Source organism: Weissella paramesenteroides, from assembly GCF_051903945.1.
Taxonomy (GTDB): Bacteria; Bacillota; Bacilli; order Lactobacillales; family Lactobacillaceae; genus Weissella; species Weissella paramesenteroides_A.
The window spans coordinates 1,351,406-1,370,745 of sequence record NZ_CP192268.1 but is presented as its reverse complement, the minus strand read 5'-3'; the positions used below and the strand labels follow the sequence as shown (position 1 = coordinate 1,370,745).

19 protein-coding genes are annotated in these 19,340 nt (G+C 38.2%); all 19 read left to right on the top strand.

Annotated features, from left to right (window positions below; all coding sequences use genetic code 11):
* Positions 1-19: 19 nt before the first annotated feature.
* The 19 genes from ACQ4QH_RS06595 (at position 20) to acpP (ending at position 19,285) form a co-directional block, all read left to right on the top strand.
* A complete protein-coding gene (locus ACQ4QH_RS06595; RefSeq protein ID WP_439818237.1) occupies positions 20-181 on the top strand; it encodes a hypothetical protein in 162 nt (53 codons plus the stop codon).
* Positions 154-591 (top strand): prepilin-type N-terminal cleavage/methylation domain-containing protein, encoded by a 438-nt coding sequence (locus ACQ4QH_RS06590; protein WP_439818236.1) that lies wholly within the window; start codon positions 154-156, stop codon positions 589-591. The genes ACQ4QH_RS06595 and ACQ4QH_RS06590 overlap by 28 nt, the downstream gene beginning before the upstream one ends.
* Positions 575-874, top strand: a complete 300-nt coding sequence (locus tag ACQ4QH_RS06585) for a hypothetical protein (protein WP_439818235.1) — start codon at positions 575-577, stop codon at positions 872-874. Before ACQ4QH_RS06590 ends, ACQ4QH_RS06585 begins: the two co-directional genes overlap by 17 nt.
* Positions 875-941: 67 nt before the next feature.
* Entirely contained in the window at positions 942-1,946 is a 1,005-nt protein-coding gene (locus tag ACQ4QH_RS06580) for a class I SAM-dependent methyltransferase (RefSeq protein WP_439818234.1), read from the top strand.
* A 108-nt stretch (positions 1,947-2,054) separates the two neighbouring features.
* Positions 2,055-3,248 carry an acetate/propionate family kinase gene (locus ACQ4QH_RS06575; RefSeq protein ID WP_439818233.1) on the top strand — a complete coding sequence of 398 codons (1,194 nt, stop codon included), beginning with the start codon at positions 2,055-2,057 and terminating at the stop codon, positions 3,246-3,248.
* Positions 3,249-3,401: 153 nt separating this feature from the next.
* Entirely contained in the window at positions 3,402-5,822 is a 2,421-nt protein-coding gene (priA, locus tag ACQ4QH_RS06570) for a primosomal protein N' (RefSeq protein WP_439818232.1), read from the top strand.
* 65 nt (positions 5,823-5,887) lie between these two features.
* Positions 5,888-6,838: a methionyl-tRNA formyltransferase gene (gene fmt, locus ACQ4QH_RS06565; protein ID WP_439818231.1), complete on the top strand. Its 951-nt coding sequence runs from the start codon at positions 5,888-5,890 to the stop codon at positions 6,836-6,838.
* A complete protein-coding gene (rsmB, locus tag ACQ4QH_RS06560) occupies positions 6,831-8,201 on the top strand; it encodes a 16S rRNA (cytosine(967)-C(5))-methyltransferase RsmB (RefSeq protein WP_439818230.1) in 1,371 nt (456 codons plus the stop codon). Before fmt ends, rsmB begins: the two co-directional genes overlap by 8 nt.
* 29 nt (positions 8,202-8,230) lie before the next feature.
* Positions 8,231-8,971, top strand: coding sequence for a Stp1/IreP family PP2C-type Ser/Thr phosphatase (locus ACQ4QH_RS06555; protein ID WP_439818229.1), 741 nt, complete (start codon positions 8,231-8,233; stop codon positions 8,969-8,971).
* Positions 8,972-10,885, top strand: a complete 1,914-nt coding sequence (pknB, locus tag ACQ4QH_RS06550; protein ID WP_439818228.1) for a Stk1 family PASTA domain-containing Ser/Thr kinase — start codon at positions 8,972-8,974, stop codon at positions 10,883-10,885. It abuts the gene before it with no gap.
* A gap of 21 nt (positions 10,886-10,906) precedes the next feature.
* Positions 10,907-11,821 carry a ribosome small subunit-dependent GTPase A gene (gene rsgA, locus ACQ4QH_RS06545; RefSeq protein WP_439818227.1) on the top strand — a complete coding sequence of 305 codons (915 nt, stop codon included), beginning with the start codon at positions 10,907-10,909 and terminating at the stop codon, positions 11,819-11,821.
* Between the two features lie 26 nt (positions 11,822-11,847).
* Complete coding sequence (gene rpe / locus ACQ4QH_RS06540; protein ID WP_439818226.1) at positions 11,848-12,507, top strand: ribulose-phosphate 3-epimerase; 660 nt, start codon at positions 11,848-11,850, stop codon at positions 12,505-12,507.
* On the top strand, positions 12,507-13,175 hold the full coding sequence (locus tag ACQ4QH_RS06535) for a thiamine diphosphokinase (RefSeq protein WP_439818225.1): 669 nt from the start codon (positions 12,507-12,509) through the stop codon (positions 13,173-13,175). Before rpe ends, ACQ4QH_RS06535 begins: the two co-directional genes overlap by 1 nt.
* 122 nt (positions 13,176-13,297) lie before the next feature.
* Positions 13,298-13,498 carry a 50S ribosomal protein L28 gene (rpmB, locus tag ACQ4QH_RS06530; RefSeq protein WP_002828513.1) on the top strand — a complete coding sequence of 67 codons (201 nt, stop codon included), beginning with the start codon at positions 13,298-13,300 and terminating at the stop codon, positions 13,496-13,498.
* Positions 13,499-13,625: 127 nt separating this feature from the next.
* Positions 13,626-13,988: an Asp23/Gls24 family envelope stress response protein gene (locus ACQ4QH_RS06525; RefSeq protein WP_040760851.1), complete on the top strand. Its 363-nt coding sequence runs from the start codon at positions 13,626-13,628 to the stop codon at positions 13,986-13,988.
* Positions 13,989-14,012: 24 nt separating this feature from the next.
* A complete protein-coding gene (locus ACQ4QH_RS06520) occupies positions 14,013-15,698 on the top strand; it encodes a DAK2 domain-containing protein (RefSeq protein ID WP_439818224.1) in 1,686 nt (561 codons plus the stop codon).
* A gap of 111 nt (positions 15,699-15,809) precedes the next feature.
* Positions 15,810-17,846 carry an ATP-dependent DNA helicase RecG gene (gene recG / locus ACQ4QH_RS06515; protein WP_439818223.1) on the top strand — a complete coding sequence of 679 codons (2,037 nt, stop codon included), beginning with the start codon at positions 15,810-15,812 and terminating at the stop codon, positions 17,844-17,846.
* Between the two features lie 95 nt (positions 17,847-17,941).
* Positions 17,942-18,976, top strand: a complete 1,035-nt coding sequence (gene plsX, locus ACQ4QH_RS06510; protein WP_439818222.1) for a phosphate acyltransferase PlsX — start codon at positions 17,942-17,944, stop codon at positions 18,974-18,976.
* Between the two features lie 66 nt (positions 18,977-19,042).
* On the top strand, positions 19,043-19,285 hold the full coding sequence (gene acpP, locus ACQ4QH_RS06505; protein WP_439818221.1) for an acyl carrier protein: 243 nt from the start codon (positions 19,043-19,045) through the stop codon (positions 19,283-19,285).
* Positions 19,286-19,340 lie beyond the last annotated feature (55 nt).

Sequence of the window (19,340 nt, the reverse complement as noted above, 5' to 3'; positions counted from 1 at the left end):
ATTTATTCTGTTGGAGGCAATGATTAGTTTTGTCGTTGTTTTGGGAACCATATCGATTGTTTGTCAATCGGTCGAGACAATCACTCGCCAAAACCAGGTTGACGACCGTGCCATCAATAGTATTAAAGAAAAATATTATCAGGAACGAAGAAAATGGTTAACAGGAGCGGATTTACATTAATTGAGTGCATTGTCGCTTTTACGATTTTGAGTGGTCTGTTTCTTATCTTTTCTATATCATCACAGGGATTAAATGTTATTAAACAGCACCACAATTATGAAATACAAAAGTGTCAGGTCACTCGTTTAGTTGATCGTTTAGAGAATGATGCTTTAAATTATCAAATTATCGACGCAAATGATTGTGTTCTGACCATTAAAAACGTGAAGACTAACAAAACTTATCAATTTGGATTATGGGGGAAATGTCTTTGTTTGTATCGAAATGATGGAAAATTCTTATCCTATATGCTAGGAGTGAAGAGAGTGGCTTTTAAAGAATTAATACCATATTTATACGTTATAACATTAGAATTTGATAATGGATCAATTTTTAAGGAAGAAATATATATTAATGGTCAAAAATCGTAAAGCGATAATTTTAGTTCAAACAGTAACCTTAAGTTTCTGCTTGTTAGCAGGATTGACCATGTGGTTACAAAGGCAAGTAGAACAGCAAAATTTACGAAAACAAGAATATCAATATTGGTTTGGCCGCTATCAGGCTGTGCAATATATACGTAGCTGTAAAGAAATTAAAGCTGACAAACGACGCTTTGTTCTACCTCGTGTTGTGGTTATTACGAAGGATTACTATATTGTTAAAGTTACCGAAATGCAATCTGTCAGGGTACCACGAAAAAATAATAAATGATATATATCTTGTCAGCTACTCAGAAACTAGCTACACTAGTCTCTAGTATGAAAGATGAGGTAATGACATGTACGAAAAAATTGAAGTCAGTGTTAAGAATCTACAAGCGGCACAGCAAAAATTAGTAGCCTTTCTTGATATTGCATCAATCGAAGCTTTAATAATTCTATTTGAAATTTTGTTAGGACAAACTGATAATGATTGGGAATCATTATCACATGAACAACAACAAAATTTAAAAAAAGATGTCCAGGCAGCAAAATTTTCGGATTTACAATTAATAGATCGCCGTCAAGTTTTACAATTTTTATTAGTCAGTACGATTCATCAAGATGGCTTGCAGGCAAACTATCAAGTAACACCAGATGCGATTGGCATGTGGATTGCGTTCATTGCTGAGAAGTTTACACAGGGGAAAGCTGACGTTCATCTCCAAGACATTGCAGTTGGAACAGGTAATTTATTAGCAACAATAAGCCAAGCATTACAGTCTGCAGGGAAAAAAGTTCACATTCAAGGATTTGAGAATGATGACACGATGTTGACAGTTGCGAGTGGTGTTGCAGCATTATTGAATGAATCATGGCAGTTAACCTTGACTGACGGTGTTGCAACACCGATGGCTGGAGATGCTGATATTATTATTGGTGATTTGCCAATTGGATATTATCCAAAAGAGGTGTCAAAATCTTTCGTGACACGTATTGAAGAGGGATTAACTTTTGTACATCATCTACTAATTGAACAAAGTGTTGCCGCATTAAAGCCAGGTGGATTAGCAATTTTAACTGTTCCATCGAATTTATTTGAAAGTGATCAGAGCAAAAAATTGTTAAGTTATTTACAAACAGATGAGGTCTATTTTCAGTCATTGATTCAGTTACCTAGTAACTTATTTAAAGATTCTAAATTAGGAAAAGTAATCCTTATATTACAACGTTCTGGTGCTGATGCCGTCCAAGCAAAACCAGTGATGTTGGCAAAAGCTCCTGAATTATCGAATGAAGTCGAAAATAAAAAGTTTGTGACAGAATTGACAGCTTGGATGACAGCAAATCACTTGTATAATTAGTTATGGTAGCACGACATTAATGGCTTTATGTACACGAATCGCATTTTTTTGTGATATACTATTTTGAGTTAATAATGAATTCCATATGGAAAGAGGAGATAAGTATATATGGCTAAGACAATGGCGATTAATGCTGGATCATCATCACTAAAATTTCAATTATTTGAAATGCCAGCAGAAACAGTGATTGCAAAGGGACAAGTAGAACGTATCGGTATGAGCGATGCAATTTTTACTTTGAAATTTAATGGGGAGAAAACTGAGCTAGTGCAAGATATTGCTGATCATGAAGCTGCAATAAATTTGTTGCTTGAGCAATTAAAAGCACACGAAGTTATCGAAGACCTTACGGAAATTACTGGTGTTGGTCACCGTATTGTTGCTGGTGGGGAGTGGTTCAATAAGTCAGTTATTGTAGATGATGAAGCACTTAACAAAATTGAACGTTTAGCAGACTATGCACCATTACACAATGCTTCTGAAGCATTGGGAATTCGCGTGTTCCAAAAGTTGTTGCCAAACGCCTTGTCAGTTGCTGTATTTGATACGGCATTCCACCAAACAATGCCTAAGAAGAATTACTTGTATGCCTTGCCATATGAATACTACACAAAGTATGGGGCACGTAAGTATGGTGCTCACGGAACTTCACATATGTACGTTGCACAACGTACAGCAGACCTACTTGGTAAGAAACTAGAAGATTTGAAGTTGATTACGTTACACTTAGGTGCTGGTGCATCGGTTACGGCTATTAAAGATGGTAAATCATACGATACATCAATGGGATTCTCACCATTGGCTGGTGTGATGATGGCTACTCGTACTGGTGATGTTGATCCTTCTCTTGTATACTATATTCAAAATCGTGAAGGACTATCAAATGATGAGATGCTAGATGTTTTGAATAAGAAGTCTGGATTATTAGGCGTATCAACAATTTCTTCTGATATGCGTGACTTGGAGTCTGTTGCCGATACTAATGATCACGCAGCACTTGCATTGGAAATGTTTATTGATCGTGTTGTTCGTTACATTGGTCAGTATTACGTTGAACTTGGTGGGGTAGATGCATTAACATTTACTGCCGGTATTGGTGAAAATGCTGCAAATGTTCGTGAAGAAATCATTAACCGTTTGGCATTCATGGGCATTAAAATTGATGCAGAAAAGAATGAACTACGCGATGATGAAGTTATTTTGTCAACAGACGATTCAACTGCAGCAGTTTTGAAGGTTGCTACTAACGAAGAACTTATGATTGCTCGTGATATACAGGCATTGCAAGCTAAAAATAAGTAATTTCAATAATAAATACTTTAAAGCTAGGACTTTTGTGGTTCTGGCTTTTTATTTATTGAATGATAAAACCATAATTAGGTTGATTGCATTAATTCTGGTAAAATGAATTAAGTAACGAGTTATTTTGACTAAAAATAAGAAAGGAGACAGTTTATGTATGCACAAGTAATCGTTGATGTACCGACAATGCAAACGAATCAACCATATACTTATCATATTCCTAGTCTCTTTTCTAAAGCACTTATTCGGGGTATGCGCGTTGTGGTTCCTTTCGGTAAAGGTAACCGATTGGTTCAGGGGTTTGTAACAGATATTAGTGAGACAACAGAGCAACCTGACAAACTGAAAGATATTTCGCAAATTGTTGAGTTAGAGCCAGTTTTGAATGATGAACTTTTAGAACTAGCAACATGGGTAGCGGATTATAACTTTGCTTTTCGAATTAGTGTTTTTCAAACGATGTTACCCAACGTCATGCGTGCAAAGTATAGTAAGGTTTTACGGCTTATTGAACCCAATGGATTAGATCGTTTGCCACAAATACAAGCACTATTTGTTGATCGTGATGAAGTGCCCTTTGACGTTGATAATGTTGATATGACATTAGTCCCAACACTCTTAAAATTACAAAAAAAACACGTCATTGAAATTGGATATGTTGTTAATAATCGGGCAAAAGTAAAAAAAATTAATGCACTAAAGCCTATTCAATCAGTTAATTTTTATCAAGAGCAAAGACAACAACTGCGACCATCTGCTGTAAAGCAAGCGCGATTGCTTTCATATTTGATGCAGTCACCGCAAACATTTGTTCCGGTGAAAGAGGTCATTAAATCGTATCAATTAGATTATGCAGTATTAAAGCAAGCAGAGGGTAAAGGTTGGATCGTTCAGAAACCATTAGAGTCTTATCGAATTCCCAAACTCAGTACACCTGTAAAAAATAGCCAACCGTTAACTTTGAATGCAGAGCAGCAAGAAGCTTATACAGCAATTGCAAATAATATTTCAGAAAATGATACAAAGACATTTTTATTAGAAGGTGTCACAGGATCTGGAAAAACAGAAATATACTTACAAACAATTGCAAAGGCGCTTGCAGAGGGCCAAACGGCTTTAATGTTAGTTCCTGAAATTACATTGACACCACAAATGGTTCGACGTGTAAAGAGCCGTTTTGGGGACGATGTTGCTGTTATGCATTCAGGATTGTCAGATGGTGAACGATATGATGAGTGGCGACGTATTCAACGATCAGAGGTACATGTTGTTGTTGGTGCCAGATCAGCTGTATTTGCACCATTGAAAAACATCGGGCTAATCATAATTGATGAGGAACATGAATCCTCATATAAACAAGATGAAAATCCACGATATCATGCACGAGATGTTGCACATTGGCGTGCTGATTTTCATCATGCTACCCTTGTATTGGGCTCGGCAACACCCTCATTAGAAAGCCGTGCGCGTGCGCAAAAGAATGTCTATCATTTATTAACATTAGAACATCGTGCAACGAATGGTATGCTACCAGAAACGCAAGTTGTTGATATGAGAGAGGCCATTAAGAATGGTGGCGATGATATTTTTTCTCCTCAATTGCTTGAAGCCATTCAAAATCGTCTTACTAAGCAAGAACAAATTGTTTTAATGTTAAACCGTCGTGGATATGCGAATTTTTTGGTATGTCGTGAATGTGGTTTTACACCACGCTGTATTAATTGTGATGTTGCCCTAACAGTTCATAAAGATATTTCACGTTTAGTTTGCCATTATTGTGGTTATAGTGAGACTATACCTACAAAATGTAAAAACTGTGGTTCTACCAGAATTAGACAATTTGGTTCTGGTACGCAAAAAGTTGCAGAGCAACTAAGTAAACAAATTCCCCAGGCACGGGTGATACGTATGGATGTTGATACCACTCGTAGAAAGGGAGCAACTGATCAATTGTTAACTGCTTTTGGTAATCATGAGGCTGATATTTTGTTAGGAACGCAAATGATTGCCAAGGGATTAGATTTTGCAAATGTTACTTTAGTTGGTGTATTAAACGCTGATACAACATTATCATTACCAGACTTCAGAGCATCTGAACGAACTTTTCAATTATTAACGCAAGTTTCTGGGCGCGCAGGTCGTGGTGATAGACCCGGTAAGGTCATTATGCAAACTTTCAATCCTGACCATTACGCAATTCAGCTAGCTAAACAGCAAGATTATGAAGCATTTTATCATCAAGAAATGGCACTGAGACACGCTTGGAGATACACACCATATTATTTTACGATTCAGATTAAATTTGCACATGAAAAAATTGATGAATCGGCAAAAGCTGCGTATGAAATTGCTAACTGGCTGAAAGGTACCATTGATAATGAAACAATCATGTTAGGTCCAGCCACAGGAACTATCCCACGTATTAAAAATAAATACTACTATCGATTAGTTATTAAGTATCGACATGACGAAAAATTAATGCAGGCACTTAGAAGCTTAATGCAAAAAGGCCAGCAATTACAAAAACAAGGAATCATAATAATTATTGATCGCGAACCAATTAATTTCATGTAGTCCTACAGATATCATCACTGATAAGGTGGTGTTATCATACATATGATAAAGGAGTAAAAAAAGCAATGACAAGTATTGTTTTCATGGGTACACCAGAATTTTCTGCCCCAATTTTACAAAGTTTGATTGATAATTCAGCTTATGATGTTGTGGCTGTTTTGACACAACCAGACCGTCCGGTTGGACGTAAGCATACACTTAAACCAACACCGGTTAAAGAAGTTGCGGTGAGGGCAAATATCCCGGTATTACAGCCAAATAAGTTGTCAGGGTCTGATGAAATGAAGCAAATTATTTCATTGGCACCAGACTTCATTATTACAGCCGCTTATGGCCAATTTCTACCAACTAAATTATTAGCTGCAGCTAAAATGGGTGCAATTAATGTCCATGCATCATTATTGCCTAAATATCGTGGTGGGGCACCAATTCATTATGCTGTTTTAAACGGTGATGAAAAAACAGGTGTCACGATTATGTACATGGTTAAAGAAATGGATGCTGGGGATATAATTGCCCAGAAAGAATTACCAATTTTATCTGAGGACAATACGGGAACATTATTTGACAAGTTGAGTCTATTGGGTCGTGACCTATTATTATCAACGTTACCAAAATTAATTTCTGGTGATATTACACCAATACCACAGAACATTGATCAAGTGAGCTTTTCACCAAATATTCAACCTAACGAAGAAGTACTTGATTTTACGCAACCTGCACAGGTTGTACATAATCATGTCAGAGGGTTATTTCCATTTCCAATTGCACACACAACCATTAAGGGTACACGAACAAAGATACAAAAAACGCATCTTGTTGATGAAAAGACAGATGCGGTACCAGGAACCGTTGTTAAAAAAGGAAAGCACGAATTGTGGTTAGCTACGGGTGATGGCCAAGTGATTGCCATTGATGAGTTGCAGCCTGCTGGAAAACCTAAAATGACAATTACTGACTATCTAAATGGTCATGCAAATTTTGCAGAGGGAGATCAAGTTATTACCTATGACTAAAAAAAATAACCAAAAAATTGCAAATTGGGAATTAACTAATCCTCGTGCTTTGTCTGTTCGTGTTTTAGAAAAAGTTCAAAATGGGGCATATTCTAACTTGCAGTTGGACAGTATGATTAAGCAAGCTGATTTATCAGAGAAGAACGTTCACTTGATGACGACGATGGTCTATGGTGTGATTCAACATCGATTAACCTTAGAATACTGGTTGCTACCATTCATTAAGCAACCACAGAAGCTAGAATCTTGGGTTCGTGAGTTACTTTATATTTCAATATTTCAAATGCAATATTTAGATAAAATTCCAGATCATGCAATTTTTGATGAGGCAATTAATATTGCGAAACGTCGTGGGCATGATGGCACTCGAAAGTTTGTCACGGGTGTACTACATGCAATTCAAAGACAAGGCCTTTCTGAATTTGAAGGTATTAAAGATGAAACAAAGCGGTTATCAATTAAAACCTCATTACCGGTGTGGCTAATTGAAACGCTAAATGGTCAACTCGGCTGGTCTAAAACAGTTGCAATTGCATCAACGATTAATGAGGCACCAAGGCAGTCGGTGCGCGTAAACCGCGAACTAATTTCACCGGCAGAACTCATGAAGTTGTTAGAAAATGATGATTATCAGGTTACGCCTTCTGAAGTTACACCAGATGCATTATTGGTTTCTGGCGGTCATGTCGCAGGTTCGCAAGCTTTTCATGATGGGTTATTAACACTTCAAGATGAGTCAGCAATGTTAATGGTGCCAAGCTTAGACGTGCATCCAGGAGATAAGGTATTAGATGCAGCGGCTGCGCCAGGTGGAAAAACGACACAGATTGCAACTTATCTTGAAAAGACACAGGGTGGTCATGTCGTTGCCTTGGATATTCATGATCACAAAGCAAAATTGATTAAAGAAAATGCTACGCGTTTACAAGTTGCTGATCGTATCGAAACGCAAGTTTTAGATGCTCGAAAAGTTGACGAAAAAATTAAGGATGAAACATTTGATCGTATTTTGGTAGATGCACCTTGTTCTGGATTTGGACTGTTGCGACGTAAGCCAGAAATCAGATATGAAAAATCGTTAAAGGATAGTTATCAATTACAGAAAATTCAACTTGCAATTTTAGATGCAGTTGCTAGTAAATTGAAAAAAGGTGGTCGTCTTGTTTATGGAACATGTACCATTTTGTCAATTGAAAATGAAGATGTTATCAATGAGTTTTTAACTAGTCACAGTGATTTTAAACTAGTTCCGACTAAAACGGCTAATAACCTAGATGTTTTAGATGATCAAGGAATGTTACATGTCTATCCGGACGATTTTGGGTCAGATGGTTTCTTTATAGCGACATTAGTTAAGCAATAAGGGTTGTAGTGATGAAGGGATGATGAAATATGAAAATAGCATATGCATCTGACACTGGTCGTATGCGTGCTGAAAATCAAGATTATGTTAGTGTTTTTATCAATCAATCTGGTGCACAACTAGCAATTGTTGCTGATGGAGTTGGTGGACAAAATGGTGGCGATGTTGCAGCAACGATGGCAGTATCTCATATCGGAAATCAGTGGGAACAGTCTGCGATTGCGACAATTGACACTGCTAAACAGTGGCTGATTGATCAAATTAATAACGAAAATGACACAATTGTTAAGACGGCACAACGATATCGAACACTGAATGGTATGGCAACGACTTTGGTCATTGCAGTCATTTTGGCTCATCAGTTAGTCATTGCTAATATTGGTGATTCACGGGCGTATGTCATTCGGCAACACCAAATTAGGCAACTAACAACCGATCATAATTTAGCAAATGAACTGTTACAAGAAGGTGCCATTACTGAGGATGAAGCTGTAACTCATCCTGGTCGCCACTTAATTACACGACAATTAGGAGTTACAGATGATTCAAAACCAGATTTATTTGCAATTGATTTATATCCGGATGATTATGTTTTGATGACAACAGATGGTATGCCAAAACATGTTAGTGACAAAACCATTTTACAAACGGTTTTGGCTGCTAATGATATTGCGGACGCCGTGACACAGTTAATTACGAGTACAAATGATGCGGGTGGATCAGACAATGTGACTGTTCTTATTGGTCATCAGGAAAGCGAGGACTACTAAATGCGAATAAATCAATTAATTGGTGAACGATATCGCATTGTAGAACCGCTTGGTGAAGGTGGTATGGCTAATGTGTATCGTGCACATGATATTATTTTAGATCGAGATGTATCATTAAAATTAATGCGTTTAGATATGCGGGATGACGAAGACGTTCGTCGGCGATTTAATAATGAAATTGCTGCAACGTCAGCAATCTTACATCCAAATATCATTCAAGTGTATGACTATGGTGAAGAAGGTGGCTCGCAGTACTTGGTAACGGAATTTGTTGCTGGTATGGATTTAAAACGGTATATTGCCGAAAATTGGCCAATTCCAGTTAGTCGAATCGTTGATATTATGCAAGACATTCTGGCAGGGATAGCCGTTGCCCATCAGGCAGGAATAATCCATCGAGATTTAAAGCCGCAAAATATTTTAATTAGTAATGAAGGGGAAGCAAAAATCTCCGACTTTGGTATTGCTAGGGCACAAACATCTTTTGGCATGACGCAGACAAATACGGCGATTGGTTCTGTCCATTATATGGCTCCTGAACAAGTTCGTGGTGAGACTGCATCAAGTCGCAGTGATATTTATTCGTTAGGGATCATGCTGTATGAAATGATAACGGGGCATGTCCCTTTTGATGGCGAAACGGCCGTGGCTATAGCGGTTAAACACGCTCAAAATCCAATGCCATCTGTCAGAGATGTTGACCCACGTATACCACAACCTTTAGAAAATGTTATTTTTAAGGCGACAGCTAAAAATCCGATGAGTAGATATGCTTCAGCACAAGCAATGTCGGATGATTTATCAACGGTATTATCACCAAATCGAATCAATGAGCCGGAATGGCATGATCCAAATGATGTTGATGGAGATAATACTGAGACTAAAGTTATTCCACTGGCACAGATTAAAGAAGTTGCTAATCAACGTCCAACAGAGACTACGAAGTCGGAACCTCTTTTAAAAGAAACACATGTAGACGCTTCTGCAGGGGACTCACAAACATTACCACTAAAATCTAAAAAGAAGAAAAAACGTCGACGTTACCTATGGGTAGCATTATTAGTTTTAGTTTTCATAATTGGTGGATTTGGTATATATGGTGCAATGCAACCGGACAATGTCCATGTTTCTGATGTGCGTGGCATGACACAGGCAAATGCTGAGAAGACGTTGCAAGAAGATGGCTTAAAGCTTGGTAATATTACAACGAAACATTCAAATGATATTGAACGTGGCAAAGTTATTCAAACAGATCCAAAGGTTGGTAAAACTGTCGCAGCGGATTCAGTTATTGATTTAGTTGTATCTAAAGGACCAGCTAAAGTACGTTTTGGTGACTATGTTAATGAAAAATATAGTACGGTAAGTAATAAACTAGAAGATAAGGGGTTTGAAGTAACTAAAAAAAGTGTGGCGAGTGATACGGTGCCAAAAGGCTATATTGTATCGCAGAATGTGGATGCAGAGGATAGCGTCGTTCCAAGTAAGACTAAGGTGAAATTCAAGGTATCAACTGGTCCGAAAAGCTATAATGTGCCTAACTTTACAGGTAAATCACAAGGTACTGTTAGTGCATGGGCGCAAACCAATGGTGTGGCTGTTAATTTTAATAGTGTCTATTCAGATAGTGTGCCAGCAGGATATATTGTTTCTCAATCAATGACTCCTGGTAGTAAACTAACTAAAAATGATGTTCTACTTGTCACTATATCTAATGGGCCAAATGAAGCAGCCCATTCATCAAGTAAAACATCAAGATCATCAAGTAGTAGTAGTACTAGCGAAAGTCGTGAAAGTAGTTCTTCACAAAGTAGTTCATCAAGTAGTGCGTCAGATGACACTGAATCGGATTCAACAAGTCAACCATCATCAGAAAGTACACAATCATCTAGTTCATCATCACAGTCAGATTAGTTAAATTGGATAGGAGTTTAGATGACAGAATATCATGGACAAATTCAGTTAGCATTAGCGGGGTTTTATGATGTCCTAACAGCAGACGGAGAAGTTTTTCGCACACGTGCTCGAGGTAATTTTCGTAAAAAAGATCTAAAACCACTTGTGGGTGACTGGGTGACCTTTAGCGCTGAAACGTCTAAAGAAGGCTATATACTTGCCATTGACAAACGGACAAACAGTATTGTGCGCCCGCCTGTTGCGAATGTTGATCAAGTGATTATTGTTACAGCAGTTAAAATGCCGGATTGGTCAAGTAATTTACTGGATCGACAACTAGTTGCACTGGAAGAAAAGCACATTGAACCAGTTATTTATTTTACTAAAACGGATTTGTTGACTGCAGAAGAAAAAAATGATTTTCAAACAATTGCTGAGGGATATCGCCGGACTGGTTATCAAGTCGTATTACCAGAGGAAGCATTTGATGAAGAAAGCCTGACCCAAGTTAAGTTACTATTAGCAAATAAATTGACCGTTTTAATGGGTCAAACAGGAGCAGGTAAAAGTACATTATTGAACCATATTTCTCCCGACCTACAGTTAGCAACAGGTGAAGTATCTCAAGCATTGAGTCGTGGACGTCATACAACTCGTCAAGTTGCCTTAATTAATTTATATGGCGGGTTCGTTGCTGATACTCCAGGTTTTTCAGCTTTTGAAGTTTTTGATATGCCTGCACGAGAATTGGGTCAATATTTTCGAGATTTTAATCAATTTTCGAATGGATGTCGTTTTAGGGGATGTGTTCATTTAAACGAACCTGGTTGTGCTGTTAAAGAGGCAGTGGCTGAGGGGAAGATTATGACGTCTAGGTATGAAAACTATAAACTGTTTTATGATTTGATTGCTGGTCGTCGTCCAGTTTATAATAAACATGATAAAAAACATTAAGAGTATTTTTAAAGAGGGTAAAAATTATGACAATTAAGGTTGCACCATCTATTTTAGCTGCGGATTATTTGAACTTGGCACATGATGTGGCGATTGTAGAGAATGCGGGTGCGGAGCTATTACACATTGATGTGATGGACGGTTCGTTTGTTCCTGCAATTGCTTACGGACCAAACTGGGTAAGGGCACTGCGTAAAGTAAGTAAGATGACACTTGATGTTCATTTGATGGCTGTGGATCCTGAACGCTACATTGATGAATTTGCGGCTGCAGGTGCGGACATTATTGGTGTTCATTATGAGGCAACAAATCATATTCATCGTGCGTTACAACAAATTAAGGCACATGGTATTAAAGCGGAAGTGGTTATTAATCCTGGTACAGCCGTTTCTGTTATTGAACCAGTTCTATATATGGTTGACCAGGTACTAGTTATGACGGTTAATCCGGGATTTGGTGGTCAAAAATTTTTACCTGAAATGATCGAAAAAATTGCCGTTTTGGATAAATTAAAGCGAGAAAAAGGCTATGATTTCGATATAGAAATTGATGGCGGTGCGAATGATCAAACAACTAAAATGGCCTATGATGCTGGTGCAACTGTTGCTGTAGCAGGTTCATATGTTTTCGATAAGGTAGACCCTGCAGCAAAAATTGCGAAGTTGAAGGAAGTCACGGCTGACTAATGAATCGGATACGTTTGTTAGTTGGTGGTCCAATATCAGAATGGCCAGATAATTTAAAAAATGGGTTACTTGATGGACCGTGGGCGGCTGCAGATCGAGGTTCACTTCGCTTGCTACATTTAGGTCAAGTTCCGGTTTTGACAGTTGGTGATTTTGATTCAGTGACATTTGAAGAGCGACAAGAAATCGTGGGTCAATTATCCAAAATTGTTAGTGTAAAACCAGAAAAAGATGATACAGATACTGAATTGTTATTAAGTTTAGTTGAGAAAAATTACCATCCGGATAAAATTGAAATCTATGGTGCCACAGGTGGCCGTATTGATCAATTGTTATCTAATATTTGGATTTTTACACAACCGCGTTTTACATCAATTGTTGAGAAAGTAGCAATTATTGATCGCAATAACCGTATTGATTTCTTCTTACCGGGTGAGCATACCATTGTAAAAGAACCCACAATGAAGTATTTGGGATTCATGCCACTGATTCCAGTGAGCGGCCTTTCGTTATTGGATGAAAAATATCGTTTAGATGACTGGTCAGGAAATCCGTTCTCATTTTCTTCAAATGAATTTTCTGGGGAAGTTAATCATTTCTCATTTAAGAGTGGCATTATCGCAGTTATTCAAAGTCGTGATTTAATCGGGCAAACTGCGGATCAGTAAAAAATGTGTAAAGTAAAAATGCTTTACAGAAAACCCTTGCTTATTGCGTAAGGGTTTGGTATTATTATTCAAGTAAATAAAAGCACTGAATTTAAAAGAGCTTAAGATTGGAGGGTAAACATATGGCAGTTGATGCAGTCAATGGAAAGCGTACTCGTTTTGGTAAACAACGTTCACACGCCCTTAACTCAAGTAGTCGTAGCTGGAAGCCAAACTTGCAAAAAGTGACGGTTAAGATTAACGGTTCAGCACCTAAGAAGGTGTACCTATCAGCTCGTACTTTGAAGGCTGGTTTGAAGAACGGCTCAATTGAGCGTGTATAAGATATAAAGCTGCCGTTTGGTAGCTTTTTTCTTTTATATGACATAAAAATGATTGCAGTAATTACCAGCCAATACTAATGCCTTGCTTGTGGTAAAATAGTATTAGCTTTATATGGAGGTCATTCTAATGGCAGTAAAGATCCAAACAGCACAAGGTGCAATTGAAATTGAAAACGACGTCATCGCAACAATTGTAGGTGGTGCAACTACTGATAACTATGGTGTTGTCGGTATGGCAAGCCAAAATCCGTTGCGTGATGGTGTGAATCAGATATTGAACGGTGATAACTTCTCAAAGGGTGTTGTTGTTCGCCAACAAGATGGTGGTGTCACGGTAGATGTTCATATTATTGTTGGGTATGGCATGAAAATTTCCGAAATTTCTAAGAGTGTACAAGCACGTGTTAAAAATGATTTGAACGTTATGTTAGGCATTGTTGCTAGCGAGGTAAATGTAACGGTTCAAGGCGTACGTATGCTAGGGGATTAGCCTGGTTATAAGGAGTTGAATACTGTGGAAGTTGTAACGACAATTACCAATGTTGAGTTTGGTAAAATGATTAACGCAGCAGCGGATGCGTTAAAAAACAATGCAGAAAAAATAAATAAATTAAATGTCTTTCCTGTTCCGGATGGAGACACTGGAACAAATATGACCCTGTCAATGGCAAGTGGGGCAGAGTATGAACGAAATGAAGATGATACACATCTTGGTAAGTTAGCTCAAGCAACCGCAAAAGGCTTATTAATGGGGGCTCGTGGCAATTCAGGAGTTATTTTGTCACAAATATTCCGTGGTTTTGCTGCAAAAATTGCTGATAAAGAAACATTGTCAGCTCGTGATTTAGCAGATGCCTTGATGGGTGGAGCTGAGACAGCATATAAGGCAGTTATGAAGCCAACAGAAGGAACTATTTTAACGGTTATCCGTGAGGCTGCTGCAGCTGCAAATCGTACAGCAAAAAAAACTGATGATGCAACCCAAGTGATGGCTGATGCACTAGATGCAGCTGAAAAGGCACTTGCGTCAACACCAGATTTGCTGCCGGTATTAAAAGAAGTAGGTGTTGTTGATTCTGGTGGTCAAGGATTAGTAATCGTTTTAAGTGCATTCTATGCAGTGTTGTCTGGCCAAGAAGTAAAAACAGAATTAGATAATGCTAATCTTGATGCAATGGTGCTTTCATTGCACAATGCGGGTGTCCAGGGTGAATTAAACCCAGAAGATATTCAGTATGGTTACTGTACTGAAATCATGGTTGATATTGCTAAGGGAACAACCTATGATCAAAAGTTTGATTATGATACTTTTTATAATCACTTAGCTGGTTTGGGTGATTCATTACTTGTGATTAACGATGACGATGTTGTTAAAGTGCACGTCCATACAGAGGATCCAGGTGACGTCATCAATTGGGGGACACACTTTGGATCATTGCGCAAAGTTAAGGTAGATAATATGCGTGACCAGCAGGCCGAAGCTGCTAGTGTTGCAGCTGAACAAAAGGCTCATGCAGTTGATGAAGGAAATGAAGCCGGTCCAGATTTGGCTGTCATTACAACTGCTGCGGGTAAAGGCATACAGGAAATTTTTGCTTCAGCAGGAGCAACGATAATCATCGATAGTAAGCAGGCACCATCAACGCAAGATTTATTGCAAGCAATTAAGGATAGTCGTGCCGCTGCTGCAATTATTTTGCCGAATGATGGTAATATTTTTATGGCTGCTGAACAGGCTGTTTCACTTGCTGATGTACCTGTTAAAGTTGTGAAGACAAAAACAATTCAACAGGGGTTAACAGCACTTGTTCTAGGATATGATCAACTGAAGTCACTTGATGAGAACGAGGCTGCGATGTCTGCAATGATCGCTGAAGTTAAGTCTGGATCTGTGACAACTTCTGTTCGTGATACAACAATTAATGGATTGGCCATTCAGGCTGGAGATGCTATTGGCTTACTAAATGGTGAAATTGTTATCGCCGTTCCTGATGCAAATATTGATCAGGCAGCTTCAGAATTGTTAGCGAAAATGATTGACGAAGATTCAGAATTAGTAACGATTTATTATGGTGAAGATGCAACACTTGCTACCGCTGAGGCACTACAGACTGCTGGTGAAGCACTAGATGATGAATTAGAGTTTGAAATTCATGACGGTGGTCAACCATTATACCCAATTCTATTATCTGTTGAGTAGTCCAAGGTGAATCCTGCTTAAATGCACGTAAAAAGTTAGAATTTATTTAGAAGGTCTTTGGTGCATATGTTACTGAGGACCTTTTAGTAGTTAGTCAGAAAGGAGGGAAATATGCCAAGCCTACTTGATAGTATTTCGGAATTGTCTGGTGTTGGTCCTAAGCGAGAACAAGCACTAAATAAATTAGGTGTATTTACGATTGATGATTTGTTAACTTATTATCCAAGACGTTATAATGATTTAGCACAAAAATTACCATCTGAAACACTTGACGGCGAGAAAGTAACTTTTAAGGGTCTGGTTACCTCTCCACCAGTTATCAGCCGACTGGGTTTCAAAAAGACACGACTGAATTTCAGACTAACAGTGTCTCATGATACAATTCAAATTTCCTTTTTCAATCAACCATGGTTAAGTAAAAATATTATTGTTGGTGAAGAAGTTGCGATTTATGGGACCTATAATAAAACGCACCAAAGTTTATCAGCAATTAAAATGATGCCAAAAAATAACGAGAATGAGTTAGAGGCCATTTATCCTTCGTCTAAAGAGATAAAAGCTGGTACAATTAAAGATTTAATTTTTCAGGCATTAGGGAAATATGGTGATTTATTAACGCAAGAGATTATTCCGTCAGATATACGACGAAAATATCGATTAATGAATTATCATGATACAGTTTTTGGCATGCACGCACCAGAGAATGAATTTTTGGCAGGCGAAGCACGACGAACAGCTTCGTTTATGGAATTTTTTGTCTTTCAAATGCGTCTTCAAGTTATTAAAAAAATGGATCGACATAATCAAGGACGGTCAGTAAACTTTGATAACCAGCAATTAAAAAGTTTTATCAAAGTATTACCCTTTGAATTAACGGCGGCACAAAAAAAGGTTGTTAATGAAATTGTGCGTGATATGCGTAGACCTGTACATATGAATCGGTTGCTACAAGGCGATGTCGGATCAGGAAAGACAGTGGTCGCTGCGTTGGCTATGTATGCAGCTATTACTGCGGGGATGCAAGCTACCTTGATGGCACCGACTGAAATTTTGGCACAGCAACATGCACGAACCATAGGAAATTACTTTGATCCAAGTGAAGTGCGGGTCGAAATATTAACGGGTGCCACTAAAGCAGCAGCTCGTCGCCAGATATTAGCAGATTTAGCAGAAGGTGCTATTGATATTTTGATTGGCACGCATGCACTGATTCAACCAGATATCGCATTTCATAATCTTGGATTAGCAGTCATCGATGAGCAACATCGTTTTGGTGTGCAACAACGGGCGACGCTTAGAAAAGTAGGTGTTAATCCAGATATTTTGGCGATGACAGCCACACCGATTCCGCGAACATTAGCTATTACAGCTTATGGTGAAATGGATGTGTCGATCATTGATCAATTACCTGCTGGCCGTAAAAAAATTAAAACGTACTGGCTAAGACATAATAAAATAGCTAAGGCGATTCAATTTGTCAAAGAACAATTAGCAAGTGGGGCACAGGCTTATGTCGTTACCCCCTTAATTGAGGAATCCGAGACTTTAGATGTCCAAAATGCACAAGCTGTTTATGAAGAATTATCGACTTATTTTGCACCAAAATTTAATGTTGGCCTATTACATGGTCGGCTATCAAATGACGAAAAAGACACTGTTATGACAGCGTTTAAGGCAAATGAGTTTCAGGTACTTGTCGCAACAACCGTGATAGAAGTTGGGGTCGATGTGCCGAATGCAACAGTTATGTTAATACTAGATGCGGATCGTTTTGGACTGTCACAGTTGCACCAATTACGTGGCCGGGTTGGACGTGGTGAACGACAAGCATATACGTTTTTAGTAAGTGATCCTAAAACACAGTATGGGATTGATCGTATGGAGGCCATGGTAGAAACAACAGATGGGTTTGTGTTAGCTCAAAAAGATTTGGAGTTACGTGGTGCGGGCGATGTTTTGGGTAATCGTCAGTCAGGTGTGCCAGAATTTAGAGTTGGTGATCCAATTGCAGATTTAGCAATGATGAATGTGGCGCAGGAGGAAGCAATTGAAATTGTTTCACAACCTGATTGGGATAAATCTCCAGAGATGGCCGGATTAGCTGAAATGTTGTCAGAAACCATGAATCGATATCGTAATTTTGATTAAAAGATAATTTATCTTTTTACCAAACCGTTAAAATGTGTTACATTTTATAGTATTGCAATTATAAAAAGAAATAAAAATCCGTGAGGGAGTCAATTATGTATAAAATTGCTGTTGATGCAATGGGTGGTGACAATGCACCTGAAGCGATAGTAGCTGGTATTGAACAAGCACGAGATAAAATGCCAGATACAGAATTTTTACTATTTGGTCAGTTAGATAAAGTTAAGCCTTTAGTAAAGAATGCAGAACGTCTAACATTAATACAATCTGATGAAGTAGTTGAAATGGGTGAGGAACCAGTCAAGGCAATTCGTCGTAAAAAGCAAAGTTCTCTGGTCATGGCAGCTCAAGCTGTTAAAGATGGTGAAGCTGATGCTATTTTTTCAGCAGGAAATACTGGTGCCTTGTTAGCAGTGGGAATCTTCACTGTTGGTCGAATTCGAGGTATTGATCGTCCAGCACTGTTGACTGTTTTGCCTGCTCTTGATGGTCCTCATGAAGCATTTGCAATGATGGATGTTGGTGCAAATGCTGAAAACCGGCCAACGCATTTGTATCAATATGGTATTTTAGGTTCATTTTATGCTAAAGAAGTGCTTGGTTTTGACAACCCACGTGTTGGACTGCTTAATAATGGTACTGAAGAAGATAAGGGTGACCCAATTCATAAAGAAGCACATCAGTTGTTAAAGCATGGTGCATCACAGTCTTATTTGAATTTTGTGGGCAACGTTGAGTCTCGTGATATTCTGCAGGGACCGGCTGATGTGGTTGTTGCGGATGGCTTTTCAGGTAACGCAGCACTAAAGGCAACTGAGGGAACTGCCCTGGCTATGTTACGTTTGATTAAACATGCAATTTTAGATGGTAATGTAAAAACGAAGTTAGCTGGATTAATGTTGAAACCAGCAATGAAGGACATTCAATCACGCTTAGACTATTCACAACATGGTGGTGCTGTTGTTATTGGTGTTAAAGCACCAGTTGTTAAAACACACGGTTCAGCTGGACCAAGTGCGGTAGCAAATACAATGATACAGATACATACAATGTTGGAAACTGACCTTGTTGCCAAAACTGAAGCATTTGTGGCAGAACATAAGACTGATCTATCAAAATCAGCAAAGTAAATGTTACAGTATATTTAAAGTGAAATAGGCTTACGACAGATGATTTTAGAATAGGAAGTAAATATCATGGAACGACAAGAAATTTTAAATAAGGTAATCACATTAGTTGCTGATCATTTTGAATTAGATCCAGCTACTCTCACAGGTGAGACTAACCTAATGAAAGACATTGATGCAGATTCAATTGATTTTGTTGAATTAGTATTGGAAATGGAAGATGAATTTGGGGCTGAAATTTCAGACGAAGATGCTGAAAAATTAATTACAATTAATAATACAGTAGATTACATTGCATCTCGTGCAAAGTAAAAAACATCTTGTAATGCAAAAGTAGAGCTGAGAGAGAAAATATTCTGTCTCAGCT

What these genes read in the sequence shown, in the direction of transcription:
- ACQ4QH_RS06595 (WP_439818237.1), top strand. Translation starts at nt 20, where the DNA reads ATGATTAGTTTTGTCGTTGTTTTGGGAACCATATCGATTGTTTGTCAA.
- ACQ4QH_RS06590 (WP_439818236.1), top strand. Translation starts at nt 154, where the DNA reads ATGGTTAACAGGAGCGGATTTACATTAATTGAGTGCATTGTCGCTTTT.
- ACQ4QH_RS06585 (WP_439818235.1), top strand. Translation starts at nt 575, where the DNA reads ATGGTCAAAAATCGTAAAGCGATAATTTTAGTTCAAACAGTAACCTTA.
- ACQ4QH_RS06580 (WP_439818234.1), top strand. Translation starts at nt 942, where the DNA reads ATGTACGAAAAAATTGAAGTCAGTGTTAAGAATCTACAAGCGGCACAG.
- ACQ4QH_RS06575 (WP_439818233.1), top strand. Translation starts at nt 2,055, where the DNA reads ATGGCTAAGACAATGGCGATTAATGCTGGATCATCATCACTAAAATTT.
- priA (WP_439818232.1), top strand. Translation starts at nt 3,402, where the DNA reads ATGTATGCACAAGTAATCGTTGATGTACCGACAATGCAAACGAATCAA.
- fmt (WP_439818231.1), top strand. Translation starts at nt 5,888, where the DNA reads ATGACAAGTATTGTTTTCATGGGTACACCAGAATTTTCTGCCCCAATT.
- rsmB (WP_439818230.1), top strand. Translation starts at nt 6,831, where the DNA reads ATGACTAAAAAAAATAACCAAAAAATTGCAAATTGGGAATTAACTAAT.
- ACQ4QH_RS06555 (WP_439818229.1), top strand. Translation starts at nt 8,231, where the DNA reads ATGAAAATAGCATATGCATCTGACACTGGTCGTATGCGTGCTGAAAAT.
- pknB (WP_439818228.1), top strand. Translation starts at nt 8,972, where the DNA reads ATGCGAATAAATCAATTAATTGGTGAACGATATCGCATTGTAGAACCG.
- rsgA (WP_439818227.1), top strand. Translation starts at nt 10,907, where the DNA reads ATGACAGAATATCATGGACAAATTCAGTTAGCATTAGCGGGGTTTTAT.
- rpe (WP_439818226.1), top strand. Translation starts at nt 11,848, where the DNA reads ATGACAATTAAGGTTGCACCATCTATTTTAGCTGCGGATTATTTGAAC.
- ACQ4QH_RS06535 (WP_439818225.1), top strand. Translation starts at nt 12,507, where the DNA reads ATGAATCGGATACGTTTGTTAGTTGGTGGTCCAATATCAGAATGGCCA.
- rpmB (WP_002828513.1), top strand. Translation starts at nt 13,298, where the DNA reads ATGGCAGTTGATGCAGTCAATGGAAAGCGTACTCGTTTTGGTAAACAA.
- ACQ4QH_RS06525 (WP_040760851.1), top strand. Translation starts at nt 13,626, where the DNA reads ATGGCAGTAAAGATCCAAACAGCACAAGGTGCAATTGAAATTGAAAAC.
- recG (WP_439818223.1), top strand. Translation starts at nt 15,810, where the DNA reads ATGCCAAGCCTACTTGATAGTATTTCGGAATTGTCTGGTGTTGGTCCT.
- plsX (WP_439818222.1), top strand. Translation starts at nt 17,942, where the DNA reads ATGTATAAAATTGCTGTTGATGCAATGGGTGGTGACAATGCACCTGAA.
- acpP (WP_439818221.1), top strand. Translation starts at nt 19,043, where the DNA reads ATGGAACGACAAGAAATTTTAAATAAGGTAATCACATTAGTTGCTGAT.